The sequence below is a fragment of the Nocardioides dilutus genome (assembly GCF_054779555.1).
Genome location: NZ_BAAGYA010000001.1, coordinates 175,027 through 196,055 on the forward strand (window position 1 = coordinate 175,027; position 21,029 = coordinate 196,055).

Consider the following 21,029-nt stretch of genomic DNA (forward strand, 5'->3'; position numbering starts at 1 on the left):
ATGGACGCCCTCACCCGGCTGAACGCTCACGTGAGCGGCCCGGCCGGCGCGCGCCCGGTCGTCCTCGCGCACGGCTTCGGGTGCGATCAGGCCATGTGGCGCGAGATCGCGCCTGAGCTCGCTGTGGACCACCGGGTGGTGGTGTTCGACCTCGTCGGCTCTGGGGGGTCCCACCTCGACTCCTACGACCCGGAGCGCTACGGCCGGCTGGAGGCCCACGCCGCGGACGTCGTGGCGCTGTGTCGCGAGCTCGGCCTGAGCGACGTGGTCCTCGTCGGCCACTCGGTCTCGACGATGATCGCCGTCCTGGCCCACCTCGCCGCCCCCGACCTGTTCTCGGCCCTGGTCCTCCTCGGTCCGTCGGCGCGCTACCTCGACGACAGCGACTACGTCGGCGGCTTCAGTCGCAGCGACATCGACGACCTGCTCGAGACGATGGACAGCAACCACCTCGGCTGGCAGGACCCGCTGGCCGGAATGGTCATGTCCGACCCCGCCCGCCCGGAGCTGAGGGACGAGCTCGAGGCGACGTTCTGCCGCAACCGCCCGGAGATCGCCCGGCACTTCGCCGGCGTGACGTTTCTCAGCGACAACCGCGACGACCTCGCGAAGGTCAGCGTCCCCACGCTGGTCGTGCAGACCCGCCACGACGCCATCGCCCCGATGAGTGCCGGCCAGCTCGTGCACGACCGGATCGCCGGGAGCCGGATGGTGATCATCGAGGGCCACGGCCACGTCCCCCACCTCAGCTCCCCCACGGAGACGCTGAAGGCGATCCGCGAGTTCCTCGACGGGTGAGCGGCCAGCAGACCGACCTCTTCGACAACGCCCCGTGCGGCTACGCCGTCCTGGACGGCTCCGGTCTCGTGCTCGAGGCCAACGCAGAGCTCCTGCGGCTGTTGGGGCGGACCTGTGACGAGGTGGTGGGCGAGCTGTCCCTGGCAGAGCTCGTGTCGGCCGGCGGCCGCATCTACCTCGACACCCACGTGTTCCCGATTCTGGCGCTCGACGGGGTCGTCCGCGAGCTCGCGCTCGACGTGGTGCACGCCGACGGGACCAGGGTGCCGGTGCTGCTCAGCGCCAACGTGGCCGCGCAGCCGGAGCCGGACGGTTCCCGGATCCGGGTCGTCATCCTGGAGGCCCGCGACCGGCGGCGCTACGAGACCGACCTCCTCGAGTCCATGCGCACCATCGACGCCGCTCGACGTGACGCCGCCGAGCTCGCGCAGACGCTGCAACGCACGCTCATCCCGCCGACACCACCGGCCATCGACGGCCTGTCGATCGCGGCGGCCTACCGCCCTGCCGGAGACGGACGCGAGGTGGGTGGTGACTTCTACGACGTGTTCCAGGTCGCCGACCATGAGTGGCTGGCGGTGATCGGCGACGTGACCGGCAAGGGCGTCGCGGCCGCCACGGTCACGGCGTTCGTGCGGCACACCATCCGCGCCCTGGCCATGCAGTTCCGGGACCCGTCCGATCTCCTCCGCGAGCTCAATCACGCCATGCTGGCCCACGAGACCGACCGCTTCTGCACCGTGGCTGTGGTCCGGGTCGTCGACGAGGACGGTGAGTGGACCGCGACCGGCAGCGTCGGTGGGCACCCCCTGCCCCTGGTGCGCCACCCTGACGGGACGGTGGCCGAGCTCGGCACCCATGGGTCACTGGTCGGTGTCATCGACGCGCCCACGTTCGCCACCTTCGAACACCGGCTGGGCGACGACCTGCTGGTGCTCTACACCGACGGCGTCACCGAGGCGCGGCGCGAACGCGAGCTCTTCGGACTGGAGCGGCTGCTGCCACTGGTGGCGACGGCCGACCATGATCCGGCCGCCGTCACGACGGATGTGGTGGAGGCCGTGCTGGAGTACCAGGACGGCGACCCACGCGACGACATCGCCGTGCTGACCTTGGCCCGCGCCGGGAACCGGGCCGACGCGGGTTAGTCTCCCCGTGTGGAGGAGCGAGAGTTCACCTATGAGGTAAGCGACGAGTCGGGCCGACTCGTGCTACACGGGGACCTCGACGAGGGCGCAACCGTGCAGGTGCGGATGATCGTCAAGGAGATCACCGACGGGCTGACCCGCGACCTGGCCATCGACCTCACCGACGTCGACCTGCTGCCCTCCTCGGCCGTGGGCGTCCTCGCCAACGCGCAGGACACCGCCACCAAGCAGGGCGCCGCACTCACCTTCGTCGCCGCCGACGGCACCATCGCGGCGCGCGTGCTGACGATCTGCGGCCTGCCCTACGACGCGGCCTGAGTCTCCTCAGCGGGACAGCCAGGCCTCGACCCTGGTGCCGCCGTTGCGGTCGACCGACCATCGCTCGCTCAGCGCGTCGACGATGGCGAGACCGCGCCCGTTGACGCTCTCCACCGACGCCGGACGCACGCCGACCTTGCCACCCCGGCCGTGGTCGACCACGCTGATGACGACGTGACTGTCCAGCAGCCGGCACGACACCGCGATCTCCGCACGCGGGTCGGGCGCGCCGTGCGTGACGCCGTTCATCACCAGCTCGTGAACCACCAGCCGGCCGTCGTCGATGAGCCGTCCGTCGCACTTGTGCTCGCGCAGCAGCCGTCCGACCATCGCCCTGGCCACCCGGGCGGCGTCGGGACCGAACGGGAGGGTGACCGAGAACTCCGCGCGTGCGGTTCGGTCCGACATGTCGCTCCTCCGGGCTGCGGTCGCTCAAGCGCCCGTCCTCGACTGTAGAGGGAAACACTGCCCCGGCTCGGGGACCAGGACCCGGACACGGGGTCGGTACCCAGTTCAGGCGATGTCGGCGTCCATGGCCGCCACGAACTCCCGCTTGACCTGTCGCCAAGCCTCGTCGGTCATCGTCCGGCGCCAGTAGGGCGAGCAGGACATGTCGCTGCGGGACAGGCCGCGTTCGCCCAGGAGGTGGCGGCGCAGCGCCCGGACCTCCTCGGCCTCACCGTGCACGAACGCGTGCACGCGGCCACGGGGGAAGGCGAGCGTGCGGACCGAGTCGACGAGCAGGTCGACGTCGTCGTCGCCGCCGGTGCGGTGCAGCCACTGGAGGTCGAGCGTGCCGGGCGTGGTCAGCTCCAGCTCGTGCTCGGGGCCGTCACACAGGAGTCGTGCGACGACGAGGGCGCCGTCCGGCACGGCCTCGAGCGAGGCCGCGATCGCCGGCAGCGCGGACTCGTCACCGACCATGAGGTGCCAGTCGGCCTCCGGGTCCGGGCGGTAGCCACTGCCGGGACCCTCGAAGACCAGGACGTCGCCGGGCTGGGCGCCGGCGGCCCAGGGGCCCGCGACCCCCTCGTCGCCGTGGACGACGAAGTCGAGCGTCAGCTCCTTGGCCTGCTCGTCCCAGGCGCGCACCGTGTAGCGACGGCGCGCCGGTGGCAGGTCTCCCGGCTGGTCGAGAGCCAGGTTGACGTAGGTGTCGGTGTCGGGGTGTGCGGCGCCGGGCATCACGAACGTGTCCAGCTCTCCGTCGCCGAGGACCACGCGGACCATCGACGGCGTCAGCCAGGTCGTGCTGCGGACGCGTGCGTGCATCGGTGTCTGCTCCAGGAGTCGGTGGAAGTTAGGTTGACCTTATCTGGCTTGGGCCGGGGTCAGATCGGCGGCTGCCAGCCTGGGTCGGGGTCCTCGCCGGTCCGGCCGTCGACCGCCTCGCGCAGCAGGTCGGCGTGGCCCGTGTGGCGGCCGTATTCCTCGACGAGGTCGAGGACCAGGCGGCGCAGGTTGAACTCCCCGCCGCCGACCGCGACCGGCCCGTCCAGCCCTCCGGCCGCCAGCCGGGCCGCGAGGCGCTCGCGGTAGCGGCGTACGGCTCCGTCGTAGAGGGCGTAGAGCTCCTCCGGGCGGTCGTCGGCCGCGGACGTGAACTCCCACTCGGGGTCGTCCTCGTCCATGTCCATGCTCGCCCACGGCTCCCCCATCGGCTCACCGCTCAGCTTGACGGTCGACTGGTAGTCCTCGATCAGGGCGAGGTGCTTGAGCAGCCCGCCGAGCGTGAGCGTCGAGCTGGGGATGGTGGTGTTGAGCCCTGCGCTGTCGAGCCCGTCGACCTTCCAGCGGAAGGTCGCCCGGAGGCGGTCGAGGGCACCCATCAGCGCCTCGGTCTCGGTGCCGGCTCGCGGGGGCTCCCAGGGCGGGTCGGTCCGCTCGTCGTTCATGGTTCGACCGTACGACGCGGCGGTGACAGTCTGTGCCGGTGGTTCGGCGGTCAGGCCGCGCCGAAGACCCGCGGCTGCGCGCGGTAGCCCTCGGCCGCAAGCCAGGCGCGGGCCCGGCCCCGCTTGCGTTCGTCGGCGTAGGCGAGCCACGGGTCGATGAGGTGCGGCCACCGGTCGAGGGTCTGGGAGAACCGGCGGAACGGCCCACGTCCGTCGAGCGCGCGCTCGAGTGCGTGGGCCGCGGCAGGGTCGTTCAGCCCGGCGATGAACCGCTCCATGTCGCGGTAGCCGGCACGTGAGCCCTGGCTGTCGACCCACACCCACCGCTCGTCGTCGTCCACGTCTTCCTCTTCCTCGTCCTCCTCGAAGGCGTCCATCGCGGCCTCGGGCCACACCTCACCGGTGCGCCGGTCCACGCGTCCACCTCCGTAGACCGGGTCGCCCTCGAGGACGCCGGCCAGCTCATCGAGGTCGACGGTCAGCGGTCTGAGCAGGGGCGCCGCACCCGTGCCCATCCGCGACTCGAGCGACTCGGCCAGTTCCAGGTCGCCCTCCCAGTCCCGTTGGCGCAGTTCGCTCGCACACTCCTCGGCGACCGCCAGCACGCCCTCGGTGTCCGCATCGATCGCGAGCAGCAGCCCGTCGCCGATCAGCTGCAGCGTGTGATCCGGCCAGGGTCTGCTGGCCAGGATCTCGAGCAGCTCGACCCCGGCTCCCCGGGCCACGGCGGAGCGCAGCTGCCGGCGATCCTCGTCCCTGGGCATGACCCCATGTTGCTGTGGATCCGACCGAATCGGCACCCCGGGTAGTCGGCACGCGGCTGTGGACAGGCCCTTGCCGCTGCGGTCTGAATGTCGGTGGTCTCTGTTTGGCTTGTCGCATGGTCGGGACGGCGGTGTTGGACGACATGGGTGAGGACGATGTCCTTGCCTTTGTCGGCGACGCGGCCGAGCGGGAGCGGGCCGCTCAGGTCGACCAGCTGAGGGGCGCCTACAAGTGGGCGCTGATCCATTCCCCGGACCGGTTGGACCCGCAGGACCGTGATCGGCCGGGGCGGGAGCGGGCTCGTGCCTATGGCGGGGTCGGGACGCCGGAGGTGACCGAGTTCGCGGCTGCGGCGTTGGGGGCCCGGATGGGGTTGACCACGTTCGCGGCGGGTCAGCTGATGGCCGACGCGCTGGACCTGTGTCACCGTTCGCCGCGGTTGTGGGCGCGGGTGCAGGCGGGTGAGGTGAAGGCGTCCTACGCCCGGTTCGTGGTCAAGCAGACCCGGGACCTGCCCGCCCAGGAAGCCGCCTATGTCGACGCGGCGGTCGCCGAGTCCGCGGACGGGCGGATCCCGTGGACCCGGTTCGAGGCGCTGGTCGAAGCGGCGATCGCGAAGGCCAACCCCGCGGTGGCCCGGGAGAAGGAAGAGCTCGCCGCCAAGGCGACGTTCGCGAAGAAGCTCCGCGCCGAGGCCAACGGGATGGCCTCGTACCTGGTCCGCGGCCCGGTGCCGGTGATCGAGCAGATCGCCGCCACCGTCGAGGGCTACAGCGCCGCGATCGCCGAGGACTTCCCCGACCTGACCGAGGACCAGCGGACTGTCCAGGCGGTGTTGATGCTGCTCACCCCCGGCACCGACCAGGACCCGGGCAAGCTCGCCGACCGGGCGCCGACCGTGAACCTCTACCTCCACCTCTACCCCGGACCCGACAACACCGGGATCGCCCGGCTCGAGGGCCACGGCCCGGTCACCGAGGACTGGGTCCGCGAGGTCCTGGGCCCGTCGTGTCGGTTCAAGATCACCCCGGTGCTTGACCTGGAGGGGATGGCGCCGGTGGATGCCTACGAGATCCCCGACCGACATAGACAGGCCGTGCATCTGATGACGCCGGCCGATGTGTTCCCGTTCTCCTCCAGCCTGTCGCGCCAGCAGCAGGTCGATCACACCATCCCGCACGACCAGGGTGGTGTCTCAGGGATAGGCAACTACGGCCCGATGACGGTCACCCACCACCGGATCAAGACCCACGGCAACTGGCAGATGCGGCAGCCCTTCCCCGGGATCTACCTCTGGCGTGACCCCCACGGTGCGTTCTACCTGGTCGACCACACCGGCACCCGAGCACTCAAAGGCCGCACCAGCGACCTCCCGCTCGTGGTCGAGATCTACCGCAACCTGCCCGAGACCAGACTCGACTGGGCAGCCGCCTGAGGCTCGGGCGGCTACGGAGTGACGCACTGATCGCGGCAGATCCGGACGGGAGCCAGCCCGGAGGATCTCGTTCGTGAACCAATGGCCGTGCCGTCCCCCGCGATGCCGGCTGCTGACGACGATGCCGACACCGAGATCGGGGCCAGCTCGACGCCGTCCGGTAGCTCCCCGGGCTGCGCACGCCAATCGTCGCCGGGTTGCCGCGGGTGGCGGAGCCGCACACGGCGTTGCTTGAGGAGCTGCATCGGACGGCTGGCGCGGGGGCGTGGCTGGGTGCGGTGGTGGCTGATCTGAAGCAGTCGCAGGTGGGCGGGGAGTCGGTGTAGGTGCGGCTGTGGCAGGACTTGCGGGCGCACCTGGTGCGGGTGGCGAAGACGTGTGTCGACGTGGGGATCGAGGAGCGTGGTCAGGTTGGCGGAGCAGGCTGGGGCTTAGCTGGCGGCGGTGGTGCGTGCGGTGCTGGATCGCCTGAGGTTGACGGACGAGCAGCTGGCTCTGGCTGCTCGGGTGGTGCCGGAGGGGTTCCGTCGGCTGGGCGACGTGGCGCCGGGGACGGTCGAGTCATGACGAGGGTCCAGATCGCGACCAGTGCGATGAGCGCGACGGGTACAAGCGAGACCCAGCCGACCCATGTCGCCCAGTTCGCCGCACCGGTATCGAGGAGGATCGACGGGAGCAGCAAGGATGCCGCGGCAAGGCAAAGCCCCAGCAACCTCCAGCTGTCGCGGCGCACTGTGCTGGCGTCCTCGGTGGTCTCGCGGAGGTACTTCTCGAGCCGTGTGGCGGCCCGTTGCCGCAGTGCCTCGCCTTGCGGGTCGTCGTCACTGAGTTTGGCCGCGACGTCGAGCTCGTGGCCGGCGAGGGTGAGGGCCCGCCAGCGGATGCCTCTGCTGAGGATCTGTTGGACGAACCAGCCCACCGTCGCGGCGACAACAATGCTGGCGGCGCCGGCGACCCAGGTCCACATGGTTAGTGAGCGTAAGTGCAGCCGCCGTCCGGTGACGTCCGGCGGGGTGGTCGCGTGAGCACCGGATCCACTGGTGCCTGACCATCGCGTGCGACGGCTGCGGAGCCGAGGGCACCAGGGCGACGAGGAGATGCGGCCGCACTTCACCAGCGTCGACGAGGCGGCCGAGTGAGCGTGCGCCCGCAACGACCCCATCCCACCGCTGGCCGTGCTCGCCCAGTGGGAGGACATCTACCGCGCCTGGCTCGGCCACCCCCCCGCACGCCGAGCCTCAGTCGCCGGCGCCCTGGCCTACCTCGACCGACAGCTCGACTACCTCGCCAACCACGTCGCCGTCGGCGCCGCCCCTGACTGGGTCGCGTTCATCCGCCAGATCCGCACCATCCGCGCCGGCCTCGAGCGGGCCCTGCACGATGAGCGCGAGCCCGAGGTCGGGGTCGAGTGCTTCGAGTGTGGCGACGAGCTCGTCCGGCGGTTCCGCGACCCGAAGCGGTGCTCGGACGTTTCCCACGAAGATGTCGCCACGCACCATGCGGACGAGGCCAGCGATCGCGCCGAATCCTTGCTCGTAGCTAGCGCTTCTCGCTCCATCCACGCCGATTGCTACTCCTCGAGCATCACCACCAGGACGAGGCCGATTGCGACGACCAGCATGGCGGCGTCCAGTTGCTCCTGCCGCGTCTTGGCCTGGCGGTCGACGACACGCTGGCTCAGCTTGAGAAGTGCTTCTGTTGGTGCTTGCTCGTCGATCACGATGTACTCAGTGCCGTCTAGCATCCCGAGACCAGCGCTCGCCACCGCAGGGGTCACGACAGGGACGATCAGCTTCTTCGCTCGTACCGCGAACCCGATCTCCTGATGCACGTAGCGCGAGGCGTCCGCAGCCGGGGTTAGCAGCGCGATGACGATGTCACTCCGCTTGATGCGGTCCTGAATCTTGGCGTGGACGTTCTCGCCCGCGCGGTTGTCGTGCTCCGCCAGATACACCTGCATCCCCACGGCGCCCAATCGAGATTTCACGGCTGCCGCGAGGTCGGCGTCGCTCGTTGCGTGGCTAAGGAACACCCTCATGCCTCTGTTATAGCGATGACCGTCGACAGCGACGTGAGTCGGCGATCGCCGGAGTGGTGCCTGTACGCGGCAGATCCGGGTGATTTCTGCGCCGAGTTCGACGACTGTTGCGCTCGTAATTCCGCGGCGTGTCCGCGACTACTGTCGTCGCACGGAGGTGCACCCATGGATCGGGCCGCGCGCCTGAAAGTCATCGTTGAACGGGGTGCTCAGGTGGTGCGCGAGATGACTCACCGGGACTACGAATCAGAGTCGTTCGCATTGCCGTCCAGGCGTTTGGGCCAGCCAGGTCCGGGCTCGTGCGCTGGACCGCCCTTCTCCAGAGTCAGTAGCCAGTCGGCAACTCGTCTTGCGAGAGCAACGCTGCGATCCAAAGTGTCCTGACTTCGCGCGTGGGTGCTCCCCTTTCCCGTCATCGCCGCAAGCATCGCGTTGTCCCACTCATCGATCTCTTCCACTAATCGTTGGAGCCGCTTGCGACCTCCGATCACGGCAATGACGGTCGAGACTTCGCGACTGATGTCCAGCAGATCGCGGGCAAGCGGATCGAAATCACCGTCGATCGGCGGTGTCGACACACGGGCCAAGGAGAATCGGAGGGACAGATCATGAAGGCGGACGAGGGCCGAACGAATCTCCTGGTCTCGAACCAGTCCGCGCTCGTGACGGATGGTCAGCACCACGGCAAGAGCTGTGACCGCCCCTCCCAAGATCCCGCCTACGATGCCGTCGAGTCCGTACTGCCACCACCAATCGGCGCTGCTTGGATCGAGACTCGGGGTCGGCGTGGGCGCAGACCCTGTGCTCGGCATCACGACCGGCGGCGTAGGCGTCGGGGTTGGGATCATGGCCGGACCGTATAGCGACGGGCCGTCAAGCAGCATGAGCGACTACACAACGCTCAGCAGCTCACGCGTGCGATCTAGAGCCGGCGCAGCCGGTATCGAAGTCACGCCTCGCGGCAGATCCGTGCGCTCGAGGCGACTCCCGGCGTGTAGCCGCTCTTCGGCGATCGCCATTGGCGCCGAACCGTAGCTGGCGCCGTTCCGCCACCGTTGGAACGCGTAGCACCTACGAACTACATGCGCCTCGTCTTGCGTGTGATCTGGACCATGGCGAGGTTTGTTCGCAGCTGCCGTTCAACCTCTTCGAGCGACGCTCGGCGACCCACCATCGCTACGCTGGTCAGAACGTGGAAGGCCGTTGCCGGGCCATTCGTGTTCGCGGCGCGAACCACTCGACGGATCATCTCGAGTCTTTCGTCCGTGAGGCGAGCGCGCAGGTCCCCGACTGTCCGGACGCCCCAAGCAACCAAGATCTGTAGTAGAGAACCAATCTCGTCTTGCGCCAGTGGGATCTCGTGCGAATTGAGCACTGTTGGAAGGTTCTCGGCGTTTAGGGCATCCGAGTCGTGCGCCTGCGCCTGGGTCTGTAGGAACCCTAAGCGGTCGTACAGGAAATCGAAGTGCTCGTCGATTGCGGACAGGTGAGAACCGATGACTCGGAACTGGCGAGAAACGCTGAATTCCGTCCGTTGACCTGATTTGTAGCCCAACTGGTGTTCAATCTCGCCCCATGCCTCTTCGATCATCGTCCTTGCCTGCAGCTCGAACGGAATCGACCAGTCGCCTTCTGAGAGGCGGGCTTGCAGGAAGTAGTGCAATGAGCTGTACCCACTCGGCTTTCGGGTTTTGCCGAAGAAGTTGTCCGGGTCGAGCCCGATGCGCTCCAATTCGTGCGTGGCAAGATATGCTCGGGGTTCGGGTCGGCAAAGTCTCAATGAAGAGGACTCTCGGATCATCTGATCGACCATCTTCAGGTGAAGTGGCACGTAAGTGACGATTCTTGCGCCGAGAAGGTCGCGCATATTTCGCACTGCCCGATCGGGATCTGATTTAGGAAACTCCCGTGATCCAAGCCGCTTCATCTTGTCGATAACGCTCTCTGGCCGCTTGATGCGAATCTTGATTCGTTGAATGGGGTTCGGAAGAGGAGTTCCTTCTGATCGGTATGGCGCCCAAGCTGCGGGCTCTCTCCAGCTCTCAAGGGCAGCACGCAGCGCAGTCTCAGCGGGACGCACACTTTCTGCTACGTAACGCTCATATGCCGCCACGAAGGCGTTAGGGTCTAGTGCCACCGTCGTCCTTGCAGTTTCCAGGGCCCAAGCCGAGTCAGCATACGGCTGAATCGTGCTAGCGCAAGCACCACTTGACTCGCTGGCCTGGGCAACCTGGACCCCAGCCGAACGGCTGGCGCTGAGACCAATCCAGCGCGCGCATCCAAGGGCGACGCATCACCACGAGGCATGGACGGGCGACGGCTCGATAGCGGCATGGTTAGCTCTACTCCACCCGGTGTTGCATTCACACGCCATCGCACCCGCTAACCGACGTGGCAAATCGTCGGAGCCGTGAGGACGGCCCGGATCAGGCGATCTTGAGCCTGCCACTCAGGTAGCGGAGCAGTATCTCTGCCTTGAGCTGCGAGTACGAACCCGTGGTGGTCTCTCGCAGTGGTGCGGCGTACTCGAGGGCATCTCGCTGGTCGGGGGTGAGCTTCTCCTCGTCTCGGCCGCGTAGAGATGAAAGCTCCTCCCCGAAGCGTGCAAAGTCGTCTCGCGATGGAAGCGAAGCGCCGTCCCGCAGCAGTTGCTCGATGACCAGGTAGTAGATGAAGAAGGTGGACTGCTGGCGAAGAAGCACGTCGCCTTCATTGAAAATGCGATTCATCGCCTCGAGCGTCGGCCGCACCCCGTCGACGAGGTCGGTGAGTTCCTGTTGCATGTCTGCGCGCTGCGACTCGGTGAACGACTCGCCGAACGCGGGCCTGAATGAGGAGGCGAAGTCGTCTATCAGAGTGCGTTTCATGTCCGGCACATCGTGCACGGAACCGTCGCGGGACTTCACGAAGAGGAGGCGAAGGAACAGGTCTTCGTACTTCCGGCGAAGGTTTCGGAATCCCGCGCAGCGAAAGAGGTCGTCGTCGCTCACCAACGGGATGATCTGGCTTCGCAGGAGTTCGCCCCGGGTCCTCTTCTCTGCTGGGTTGAGCGGGACCCCCTCGTTTAAGCGGAAGAAGAGCTCCTCGATGAGTTCGGCGTCGTCGGTGTCGACCACGGTTACTGGGATCTCATAGTCGAGGAACCTGTACGCCAGAGCCGGCGCCAGTTCCCTCAGGTCGTTCAGGGTTAGCCCACCGAAGCGCTCCTTGCCACCGGCGAACTCCTCTGTCAGAACGGGCTGGCTGTCCTCGACGTCCTCCAGCAGCCGGAAGTCGTCCGCAAGCGCCAGCCGGCCCGAAGCGAACTCCTCCAACGCCTCGAGCCGTTGACGACCATCGATCACGGCGTAGCTGGCGGCGCGCCCCTGGTGAAACTCGGGTGGGCGCAACTGGTGGAGGTACAGCGCAGGAACGTCGAATCCGTTGAGGATGCTGTCGATGAAAAGCTGCTGGCGGCTCTTCGTCCAGATTCCGCCCTCGCGCTGGTAGGCGGGGTCTAGGAGGAGGTTCTCCTGCCAACCAACTAGCTGTTGCACATCGAACTTGCGCCGCGAAATGGCCATCCGACTCATGCGAACAACTCCTTCACATGGCTTCCGAGCCTATGCAGATCGGGATACACGACCCTTTCCTCCACACCCAGGGACCTCAGCTCCTCCAAGATGCGGCTCTTGGCCTCACCGGCTATCTGAATCCTTGCCACGAACTTGTGCGCGTCGCCAAGGTCCTCGATGGCTGTCTGCTCTCCGGTGATGGTGAACGTGCCCCACTGGCTGATGATGCGCGGAAAGTTGCGTGCTGCGATGACGGCAAGGTGCGGGAGGGGCTCTTGAGGGACGGTAGGTGCACCGGGCTTGTAGCGCTCGAGGGTTCCGTCGAGTCCTAGGAATGGTAGATCTTCAACGTGTTGTGGAATCCAGGTTCCGGACTTCCTATTGAGTGCCTCGGGCACGAGGACCCAGACATCCCCGTCCGGTTTGGGCATCCCCTCGAGCGTGCTGTCATCAGCTTCGCAAGCGAAGAACAGCCCCACGAGGGCGTTCTCCGACCAGTCCAGCAGGCGTGTCGGCACTCCGTGATGTTGGGCAAGCAGCAGCCAGTCCCAGTCACCCCGGGGGGCCTCGGCGAGTCGAGGAAGCGCATCCTGCATGAAGCGCTTCAGAAGTGCCACCTCGTTCAGGCGGAACTTGTCATCGCGCAGTGCGCTCGCCTGTAACCGGTACTTCGAGTTTCGATGGCCCCGAAACCATAAGGGGCGAGACATTCCAGCCGCACCCAAGTCACGCAGCGCTTGTACAAACGAACCAACGTCCTCAACGCGTGCCTGCGGCTCCACTCACCCTCCCGCAATCGCTTCGAGACTCTGGCCCGGTGTCATGCCGCCGGCGTCCTGTTCGCGGCGGACCCTCCGGTCCGGGTGCGAGAAACCGTACGGCTATACGGCCAGACTCGCATGTCACGCTCCAAGCCGGGCGGGCTACGTGAGCGGGTCGGCGTCAGTACGCAGGGATGTCGCACGGTGCTCGCATCCGACTTTCGGCAGATCCGGACATCGGAGGCCGGGAGAGACCGTGTCTATCTGCGCTTTGACGCACAAGGCCTGAGCCTCCCCCGCAAGTCCTGAGGCGGCGAACGCGCCACGTCATCCGCGATGATCGCCCGGTGAGCAGGCGTCCCTGGCTGACCCGGAACCTCAAGGTCGTCTCGGCTGTGTCGTTCATGCAGGACGCGGCGTCGGAGCTGCTCTACCCGCTGATGCCGATCCTGCTGACCACCGTCCTGGGCGCTCCGGCCGCGGTGGTGGGCGCGATCGAGGGCATCGCCGAGGGCGTGGCGGCCGGGACCAAGGTGGTTGCCGGGCGGCTCTCGGACCGGTTCCGCAAGAAGCCGATCGTCGCCCTCGGCTATGGGCTCGCCGCGCTCGGCAAGGTGCTCGTGGCCGCGGCCGGGATCTGGCAGGTGGTCCTGGCCGGGCGGGCGGTCGACCGGCTGGGCAAGGGCATCCGTGGCGCACCGCGCGACGCCCTGCTGGTGGAGGACATCCCGGTCGAGGCGCGCGGTCGCGCGTTCGGCTTCCACCGGGCCGCCGACACCGCGGGCGCGGTGATCGGTCCACTGATCGCGCTGGTCGGCTACCAGCTGCTCGACCACGACCTGCAGCTGCTGCTGTGGTTCGCGGTGGTGCCGGCGGTGCTCAGCGTGCTGCTGGTCTTCCTGATCCGCGAGCGGCCGGACGGCTCCAAGGCCAAGGCGTCACAGACCTCGTCCCCGACGCTTCCCTCGTCTGACGAGTCGGAGAGGCCCCCGCTGGGTTCGCGGTACTGGCGGGTCGTGACGGTGCTGGGGCTCTTCTCGCTGGTGAACTTCCCGGACGCGCTGTTGCTGCTGCGACTGCACGAGATCGGGTTCGGGGTGACCGAGGTGATCCTCGCGTACGTCGGCTACAACCTCGTCTACACGGCGCTCAGCTATCCGGCGGGTGTGATCGCCGACCGGCTCAGCCCACACACGGTGGTGGCGGTCGGACTGCTGGTGTTCGCGACGGCGTACTCCGGCCTCGGACTGACCGAGAACCATCTCGCTGCCTGGTTGCTCATCGGCGGCTACGGCGCCTACACCGGCCTGACCGACGGGGTCGGCAAGGCGTGGGTCTCGCAGCTGCTGCCGGTCACGAGCCAGGGGACCGGGCAGGGCATCTTCCAGGGGGTGCTCGGCGCCGGGGTGCTGGTCGCCGGCGTGTGGGCCGGTCTCGCCTGGGGCGGGGACGGGCAGCTGCCGCTGATGGTCTCGGGTGTGGCCGCCGGGGTGATCGGCCTGGTCCTGCTGGTGGCGCCGCGAGGGTCCCTGGCACCGGTGCCCTAGCCTCGCGACGAGACTCAGACCGGCGCGACGTCCACACTCACCAACAGCGTCGACTTCTTGGCCTCGGTGAAGATGACGCCCTTGACGGGCGGGACGTCGGAATAGTCCCGGCCCCAGGCGACAGTGACGTAGCGGTCGTCGGCCAGCTGGTCGTTGGTGGGGTCGAACGCCAGCCAGTCGCCCTCCGAGGAGCCGGTGAGGTCGGGGAGCCAGACAGCGATCCAGGCGTGCGAGGCATCCGCACCCACCACCCGAGGGCGACCGGGCGCGGGGAGAGTGGAGAGGTAACCGCTCACGTAGCGCGCGGCCAGCCCGTGCGACCGCAGACAGGCCAGCGTCAGGTGCGCGAAGTCCTGGCACACGCCGGCTCTAGAGGACAGCACCTCGCCGACCGTCGAGGTGACCGTCGTGGCGGTGTGGTCGTAGTCGAAGTCGGCGTGGATCCGGTGCATGAGGTCCGTGACCGCCTCGCCGACGGGACGGTGGCGGGCGAAAGACGAGGCCGCGTAGTCCCGCGCCTCGTCGACCTGCTCGACCGAGGCCGAGGGGAGTGCGAAGTCGGTGGCCCGCCACGCGCCCGGCGCCTCGGGCGAGGCGAGCGGCCGGGCCTGTTCCCAGGCCGCCTCCAGCAGGTCCGGGCGAGGCATGGGCGTGGTCACGTCGACCTCGCTGACCGCCTCGATCTCCAGGCGGGTGTGGGGATCGGTCACCTGGAAGTACGTCGCGACGTTGCCGTAGTAGTCGATGTCGTGGCTGAGGTCGACCGGTGCCGGCGTCACGCCGACGTCGTACGACGCGACCGACTGCCACGGAAGCACGCGCGGTACCAGGTGCGCGATACCGAGCGAGTCGGTGACCTCGTCGTCGTAGGAGTACGTGGTCCGGTGGGTGATCCGGTAGGCCGTCATGCGGAGCCCGCCGAGACCTCGGTGAGCTCCATCATCCCGAGCGGCCGTGGAGCCGGGCCGGTCGCGAAGTGCTGCTCGTGCACAGCCTCGGCCAGCCGGGTCAGCGTCGCGGCGGTGGCCGCGAGATGGGCCTCGAGGTTGGGCCGACCCTCCCCGCCGATCGCCACCAGCGCGGCGAGGTCGACCTCCTCGACCTCGCGGTCGAGGTCGGCGAGGAGCCGCTCGGGCCGCGTCGAGCCGGTCGACGCCGGCTGCGCGGCGAGGTGTCCTCGCAGGTCGCCGAGGCAGAAGGCGAGCGACCGCGGGTTGTCCGGGTCGAGCAGCAGCAGCTCGAGGACGCCGGCCGGCCGCACGTAGCCGCGGTAGCGGCGGCGGTGGGTGACCACGCTCTCCGACGAGGTGAGCACCGCGTTGAGCACCTCCCGGTCGACGTCGATGCCCCGCCGCACGGTCGTGGTGCCGGCCAGCAGGTGGCACACCTGGAGCGCCCGCTCGAGGTAGCGGCCGGCACCGATCATGTGCCAGCCCGGGTCGCGCATCATGCTCGCGGTGACGCCCTGGAGCGCCAGGATCCCGGTCAGCATCCGCCCGGCCGACTCGGCGACCTGGTGGCTGTGCGGCTGCTCCCGCAGGTCCCGGCTGGCCCGGTCGATCGTGCCGAAGCCGCGCCAGGTGTCGCCCGAGAGCTGGTCGCGCACCCCCTGCATGGCGTCGCGCAGCCCGGCCAGCGAGTGGGCGACCGAGCCGACCCGTGTCGGATCGAGGAGCAGCGACCGGAAGTCGGCGGCGTACGGGTCCGGGTGTGGCGTCGGCCCGGGCCCGGCGAGCCCGTGGATCGTCGTCATCAGCACCTCGAGGGTGGCGCCGCCCGTCGAGCGCGGCCTCTCCTGGAAGTCCTCGGCGTAGGGGTGGGCGGCTAGCACCAGGCGCAGCATGTCCTCGGCACGCTCGGCGTACCGACCGATCCAGAACATGTCCTCGAGCACGCGCGGGACGAGCACGTTGACCGAGCGGGCGCTGGTCATCGGCAGTACGTCGGTCAGCCGTTGGTCCGGGTCGGCCGGGGACTCCTTGAGGACCCAGACGTCCTTGCTCGAGGTCGGTACGCCGCCACCGTCCGAGATCTCCAGGACGTTGGCGAGGCCACCGACGAGCGGGCGGTAGGCGGACCCGTAGCGCAGCGTGAAGGTGCGCAGCGTCATCGGCCGCGGCGCCGCGGTGCCATGCATCCTGCCGGTGGCTCCCCAGGTGGGGGCCTGCGAGAGCGGCAGCCGCTCCTGGCCGACGAACCGGTGCGGGGCGGCAAGGATCCGCTCGGTCAGCCCGCGCCGCGCGAGCCGGGCGGGCCCCGGCCCGGAGACCACCCCGGGGCCGTCGATGGTGCGCACGCGCAGGTCGTCGAGGCGGTCCAGCACCTGCTCGAGGGAGCGGGGGTCTCCGCACCACCAGGTCGGCACCGACTCCAGGCGCAGCTTCTCGCCGAGGACGGCCTCGCAGACGGCGGGCAGGAACGGCAGCAGGCCGGGGTTCTCGACGACTCCGGCCCCGAGCCCGTTGACGATCCGCACCCGCCCGCGGCGTACCGCCTCGGTCAGGCCGGCCACACCGAGCTGGGACTCGCCGCGCAGCTCCAGCGGGTCGCTCCACGCCGCGTCGACCCGGCGCAGGATCACGTCGACCCGCTCCAGCCCGACCGCGGGCGACCTCATCCAGACCCAGCCGTCGCGGACGACGAGGTCGCTGCCCTGGACCAGCGGGAAGCCGAGGGCGCTGGCGACGAACGCCTGGTCGTACGCCGTCTCCGAGTGCGTGCCGGGCGAGAGCACGACCACCCTGGGGTCGGCCAGGTCGCCCTGCGCCGACTGGAGCAGCGCGGAGCGGAGCGCCCAGAAGTAGGGCTCCATCCGGTGCAGCCCGGCCTCGCGGTAGAGCTCCGGCATGACCCGCGAGACGACACGCCGGTTCTCCATGGCGTAGCCGATGCCGGACGGCGCCTGCGCGCGGTCCGCGAGCACCCGCCACTGGCCCTCGGCGTCGCGACCGAGGTCGGTGGCGGAGAAGACCAGCGGTCTCGGGTCGCGCGACGACGCGCGGGCGACCACCCGGGTGAAGCCGCCGTGGCCGAACACCACGGCCGGCGGGATCAGACCGTCCCGCAGCAGGGTCTGGTCGGCGTAGAGGTCGGCGAGGACGGCGTTGAGGAGCTCGGCCCGCTGGGCCAGGCCGACCTCGAGCGGCGCCCACGAGGCGGCGTCGATGATCAGCGGCACCGGGTCGAGCTGCCACGGGCCCGGCCCCTCGCCGGGGCGCTCGTAGGTGACGCCGTCGTCGGCGAGGAAGGCGGTGATGTCGCCGTCGACACGGCGCAGGTCGGCCGGCGTCAGCGCGACGGCGACCTCGGCCAGGCCCTTCCAGGCCGGCCGCAGCGCGCCGTCCGGGCCGACCACCTCGTCGTAGCGGGCCGGCTCCTCCGCGCCACCGATGAGCGGCGGCTGGGAGAGCGAGCTCGCGTAGTCCCGAAGAACGGTCATCGCCGGGTCAGGACTGCGGCACGCGCCGCAGGTCCAGGGTCCGTGGGTAGTCCGTCGTCGCCGCTCGGCGTGCGGCCTCACGCATGCCGGCGACGTCCAGCCGGCCCGGCGTGTGCCCGAACGGCTCGAACCGGCTCGCCCGGCGGGCCTCCGCCTCGTTGGCGTTGACGGGCGGGTGGTCGTAGGCCCGGCCCCCGGGGTGGACGACGTGGTAGGTGGCACCGCCGAGGCTGGTCGCGCTGGCGGCGTCCACGACCTCGATGCGGAGCGGGGCGTGCACCTCGATCGAGGGGTGCAGCGCGGACCACGGCTGCCAGGCGCGGTAGCGGATGCCGGCGTACCACTCCTGCGAGTCGGCACCGGTCGGGGTGAGAGGCACCGGGACACCCTGGCACGTCACGAGGTGCCGGGACGGGTCGATTCCCCGGACCGAGACCTGGATCCGCTCGAGGGAGCTGTCGACGTAGCGCGCGGTGCCGCCGGCGGTCGCCTCCTCGCCGAGCACGTGCCACGGCTCCACGGCCTGGCGCAGCTCGAGGTCGATGCCGTCGACCGCGGTGTGGCCCAGGCGGGGGAAGCGGAACTCGGTGAACGGGTCGAGCCAGGACTCCTCGAAGTCGATGCCGTGGGCGCGCAGGTCCGCCACGACCCGGCCGATGTCGGCGATGGCGCCGTGCGGCAGCAGGAAGTCCTCGTGCAGGGCCGTCCCCCACCGGACCAGCGGGTCGCGCACCGGCCGCTCCCAGAACATCGTCACCAGGCCGCGGACGAGCAGCGCCTGGACCAAGGCCATCTGCGGGTGGGGCGGCATCTCGAAGCCACGCAGCTCGAGCAGCCCGAGCCGTCCACGCGAGGAGTCGGGGCTGTAGAGCTTGTCGATGCAGAGCTCGGCACGATGGGTGTTGCCGGTCAGGTCGGTGAGGAGGTGCCGCAGCGCCCGGTCGACGAGCCAGGGTCGCGGTTCTCCCCCGTGGCGCTCGGTCTCCGCGGTCAGCCGGGTGACTTCGGCCAGCGCGATCTCCATCTCGTAGACCGCCTCGGGCCGGCCCTCGTCGAAGCGCGGTGCCTGGCTGGTGGGGCCGATGAACCTGCCGGAGAACAGGTAGGACAGCGCCGGGTGGCGCTGCCAGTAGGTCACCAGGCTGGTCAGCAGGTCGGGGCGACGCAGCAGCGGTGAGTCGACCGGCTGGCTGCCACCCAGGGTGAGGTGGTTGCCGCCGCCCGTGCCGGTGTGTGAGCCGTCGAGGTCGAACTTCTCGGTGGTCAGCCCCTCGGCGCGGGCCGCGGCATAGAGGGTGGTGGTCAGGTCGCGCAGCTCGGACCAGCTCTGGGAGGGCTGCACGTTGACCTCGATGACGCCGGGGTCCGGGGTCACGACGAGCTGGGTCAGCCGCGGGTCCGGGGGCGGGCCGTAGCCCTCCAGCACGATGGGCAGCGCGAGCCGGCGAGCGGCGACCTCGACCAGCCGCAGCAGGTCGGCGTAGTCCTCCAGCCGCTCGGTCGGCGGCAGGAACACGTGCACGTGACCGTCGCGTGCCTCGAAGGCCAGCGCCGTGGTCGCCGCGCCCTTCGGGTCCTCCAGCCGCACGGACGGCACCTGCGGGTCCAGAGGTGGCCCGGCCTCGAGGTACGACGGCTCGCCGGCGTACTCCGGGTCCTCCCACGCGATCGAGTCCAGCGGCAGCCGCAGCCCGACCGGACTCGTGCCCGGCGTGAGGACCAGCCGGTCGCGGCGGAACCGCCAGACCGGGCTCGTCCACTCCGCCCCCGGGACGATCGGCAGCACCCACCCGGTCGGCACGGTCACGTCGGCGTCGAGCTTGGCCACCAGCGCCGGCTCCGGGTCGTCGGCGCCCGGCGCCGGCGGCTCGCCGTGGGGCTGCCGGACGTGGTCGGCGAGGGCGGCGAAGGGGTCCTCGTACGCCGGCCGGAGCTGCTCCGCCGGCAGGCCCAGGACCTGGGTGACCCGGCGCGCGAGGGCCTCGGCGTTCGCGTCCGCCTGCGGGTCGGCCCCGGCCTCCTGCCACGGGTCGGCGAACAGGGCGGGGTCCTGCCAGAGAGGCACGCCGTCGGTGCGCCACTGCAGCGCGATGTTCCAGCGCGGCAGCGGCTCGCCGGGATACCACTTCCCCTGCCCGCGGTGGACCACCCCGCCGGTGGCGTAGAGCTGCCGCAGCCGCTCGGCGAGCCGGTTGGCGAGCGCACGCTTCTCCGGGCCGTCGGCGCCGGTGTTCCACTGCTCGCTGGTCATGTCTTCGCGGGAGACGAACGTGGGCTCCCCACCCATCGTCAGCCGGACGTCGCCCTTCTCCAGCCGCGCGTCGACCGCGTGGCCGAGCGCGTCGATGCGTGCCCACTGGGCCTCGCTGTAGGGCGCGGTCACCCGCGGGTCCTCGTGGACCCGGGTCACCTCGTTGACGAAGCCGAACGTGACCTCGACCGGCTCGGTCGCGCCCTCGATGGGCGCGGCGCTGCTGGGGTGAGGGGTGGCGCTCAGCGGGATGTGCCCCTCCCCGGCGAACAGTGCGCTGGTCGGGTCGAGCCCGACCCAGCCGGCGCCGGGGATGAACACCTCCGCCCACGCGTGCAGGTCGGTGAAGTCCTTGGCCGGCCCGGCGGGGCCGTCGCTCCCCTCGGTCACGTAGGCGTCCGGGGCGAGCTGCACCAGGTAGCCCGAGACGAACCGGGCCGCCAGACCGTGCTGCCGCAGCAGACTGACCAGGAGCCACGCACTGTCCCGGCACGAGCCGATCGCCCGGCCCAGCGTCTCGTCCGGCGTCTGGACGCCCGGCTCCATCCGCACGTCGTAGGCGACGTCGCGGTGGACGGCGGCGTTGAGGTCGGAGAGGAACTGCACGGTCGGGGTGCCGTCGTCCGGAAGCTCCGGCAGCGCCTCGCGCCAGGCCGCGGCCGCGGTGCTGTCGTCGACCGGGCGGAGGTAGGGCGCCAGGTCGGCGGCCAGCGCGGGCTCGTAGGCGAACGGGAACCGTTCGGCGTACTCCTCGATGAAGAAGTCGAAGGGGTTGATCACCATCAGGTCGGCCACCAGCCCGACCGTGATCTCCAGGGTCGAGACCTTCTCCGGGAAGACCAGGCGCGCCATCCAGTTGCCGAAGGGGTCCTGCTGCCAGTTCAGGAAGTGGTTCTTGGGCGAGACCTCCAGCGAGTAGGCATCGATCGGCGTCCGGCAGTGCGGGGCCGGCCGCAGGCGCACCACATGGGGCGCCACCTCCACCGGACGCGCGAAGGAGTAGGTCGTGCGATGGGTGAGGCCGACCTTGACGGACACGCGGTCCACCCTAGGGAGGCCGTGGCGGGCCGCGGGTTTCGG

At 69.7% G+C, this 21,029-nt stretch carries 19 protein-coding genes; 5 read left to right on the top strand and 14 right to left on the bottom strand.

Annotated features, from left to right (window positions below; all coding sequences use genetic code 11):
* The 3 genes from ACYVC6_RS00885 to ACYVC6_RS00895 are packed head-to-tail and all read left to right on the top strand — an operon-like array spanning position 1 to position 2,264.
* Positions 1–798, top strand: a complete 798-nt coding sequence (locus ACYVC6_RS00885; protein ID WP_460709995.1) for an alpha/beta fold hydrolase — start codon at positions 1–3, stop codon at positions 796–798.
* Positions 795–1,946, top strand: a complete 1,152-nt coding sequence (locus ACYVC6_RS00890; protein WP_460709997.1) for a PP2C family protein-serine/threonine phosphatase — start codon at positions 795–797, stop codon at positions 1,944–1,946. The genes ACYVC6_RS00885 and ACYVC6_RS00890 overlap by 4 nt, the downstream gene beginning before the upstream one ends.
* 9 nt (positions 1,947–1,955) lie before the next feature.
* A complete protein-coding gene (locus ACYVC6_RS00895) occupies positions 1,956–2,264 on the top strand; it encodes an STAS domain-containing protein (protein WP_460709999.1) in 309 nt (102 codons plus the stop codon).
* 6 nt (positions 2,265–2,270) lie between these two features.
* Here ACYVC6_RS00895 and ACYVC6_RS00900 read toward each other — a convergent pair whose 3' ends face one another.
* The 4 genes from ACYVC6_RS00900 to ACYVC6_RS00915 form a co-directional block, all read right to left on the bottom strand.
* Positions 2,271–2,672, bottom strand: coding sequence for an ATP-binding protein (locus ACYVC6_RS00900; protein WP_460710001.1), 402 nt, complete (start codon positions 2,670–2,672; stop codon positions 2,271–2,273).
* A 105-nt stretch (positions 2,673–2,777) separates the two neighbouring features.
* Positions 2,778–3,536: a siderophore-interacting protein gene (locus ACYVC6_RS00905; RefSeq protein ID WP_460710003.1), complete on the bottom strand. Its 759-nt coding sequence runs from the start codon at positions 3,534–3,536 to the stop codon at positions 2,778–2,780.
* Between the two features lie 59 nt (positions 3,537–3,595).
* Entirely contained in the window at positions 3,596–4,159 is a 564-nt protein-coding gene (locus tag ACYVC6_RS00910; RefSeq protein ID WP_460710005.1) for a mycothiol transferase, read from the bottom strand.
* Positions 4,160–4,209: 50 nt separating this feature from the next.
* The gene (locus tag ACYVC6_RS00915; RefSeq protein ID WP_460710007.1) at positions 4,210–4,923 is read right to left on the bottom strand and encodes a UPF0158 family protein; all 714 of its coding nucleotides are present in this window, start codon (positions 4,921–4,923) and stop codon (positions 4,210–4,212) included.
* A gap of 116 nt (positions 4,924–5,039) precedes the next feature.
* On the opposite strand from ACYVC6_RS00915, the gene ACYVC6_RS00920 reads away from it, so the two are divergent.
* Positions 5,040–6,359: a DUF222 domain-containing protein gene (locus ACYVC6_RS00920; RefSeq protein WP_460710009.1), complete on the top strand. Its 1,320-nt coding sequence runs from the start codon at positions 5,040–5,042 to the stop codon at positions 6,357–6,359.
* A gap of 406 nt (positions 6,360–6,765) precedes the next feature.
* On the opposite strand, the gene ACYVC6_RS00925 is transcribed toward ACYVC6_RS00920, so the two are convergent.
* The 7 genes from ACYVC6_RS00925 to ACYVC6_RS00955 form a co-directional block, all read right to left on the bottom strand.
* Positions 6,766–7,326, bottom strand: a complete 561-nt coding sequence (locus ACYVC6_RS00925) for a hypothetical protein (RefSeq protein ID WP_460710011.1) — start codon at positions 7,324–7,326, stop codon at positions 6,766–6,768.
* A 271-nt stretch (positions 7,327–7,597) separates the two neighbouring features.
* Complete coding sequence (locus ACYVC6_RS00930; protein ID WP_460710013.1) at positions 7,598–7,921, bottom strand: hypothetical protein; 324 nt, start codon at positions 7,919–7,921, stop codon at positions 7,598–7,600.
* Between the two features lie 8 nt (positions 7,922–7,929).
* Positions 7,930–8,397: a toll/interleukin-1 receptor domain-containing protein gene (locus tag ACYVC6_RS00935; RefSeq protein WP_460710015.1), complete on the bottom strand. Its 468-nt coding sequence runs from the start codon at positions 8,395–8,397 to the stop codon at positions 7,930–7,932.
* Between the two features lie 239 nt (positions 8,398–8,636).
* Entirely contained in the window at positions 8,637–9,245 is a 609-nt protein-coding gene (locus ACYVC6_RS00940; protein WP_460710017.1) for a hypothetical protein, read from the bottom strand.
* A gap of 230 nt (positions 9,246–9,475) precedes the next feature.
* Positions 9,476–10,534: a GTP pyrophosphokinase gene (locus tag ACYVC6_RS00945; RefSeq protein ID WP_460710019.1), complete on the bottom strand. Its 1,059-nt coding sequence runs from the start codon at positions 10,532–10,534 to the stop codon at positions 9,476–9,478.
* 289 nt (positions 10,535–10,823) lie between these two features.
* Positions 10,824–11,969, bottom strand: a complete 1,146-nt coding sequence (locus ACYVC6_RS00950) for a GmrSD restriction endonuclease domain-containing protein (protein WP_460710021.1) — start codon at positions 11,967–11,969, stop codon at positions 10,824–10,826.
* A complete protein-coding gene (locus tag ACYVC6_RS00955; protein ID WP_460713278.1) occupies positions 11,966–12,661 on the bottom strand; it encodes an FRG domain-containing protein in 696 nt (231 codons plus the stop codon). Before ACYVC6_RS00955 ends, ACYVC6_RS00950 begins: the two co-directional genes overlap by 4 nt.
* 398 nt (positions 12,662–13,059) lie before the next feature.
* Between ACYVC6_RS00955 and ACYVC6_RS00960 the strand changes: the two genes are divergently transcribed.
* Positions 13,060–14,259, top strand: a complete 1,200-nt coding sequence (locus tag ACYVC6_RS00960; RefSeq protein ID WP_460710024.1) for an MFS transporter — start codon at positions 13,060–13,062, stop codon at positions 14,257–14,259.
* A 14-nt stretch (positions 14,260–14,273) separates the two neighbouring features.
* Here the strand turns inward: ACYVC6_RS00960 and ACYVC6_RS00965 are convergent, their stop codons facing one another.
* Genes ACYVC6_RS00965 through ACYVC6_RS00975 form a run of 3 tightly spaced genes read right to left on the bottom strand, consistent with a single transcriptional unit; the run spans position 14,274 to position 20,987 of the window.
* Positions 14,274–15,167 carry a transglutaminase family protein gene (locus tag ACYVC6_RS00965; RefSeq protein ID WP_460710026.1) on the bottom strand — a complete coding sequence of 298 codons (894 nt, stop codon included), beginning with the start codon at positions 15,165–15,167 and terminating at the stop codon, positions 14,274–14,276.
* Positions 15,164–17,698, bottom strand: coding sequence for a circularly permuted type 2 ATP-grasp protein (locus ACYVC6_RS00970; RefSeq protein ID WP_460710028.1), 2,535 nt, complete (start codon positions 17,696–17,698; stop codon positions 15,164–15,166). The genes ACYVC6_RS00965 and ACYVC6_RS00970 overlap by 4 nt, the downstream gene beginning before the upstream one ends.
* Before the next feature lie 7 nt (positions 17,699–17,705).
* On the bottom strand, positions 17,706–20,987 hold the full coding sequence (locus ACYVC6_RS00975) for a transglutaminase family protein (RefSeq protein WP_460710030.1): 3,282 nt from the start codon (positions 20,985–20,987) through the stop codon (positions 17,706–17,708).
* Positions 20,988–21,029 lie beyond the last annotated feature (42 nt).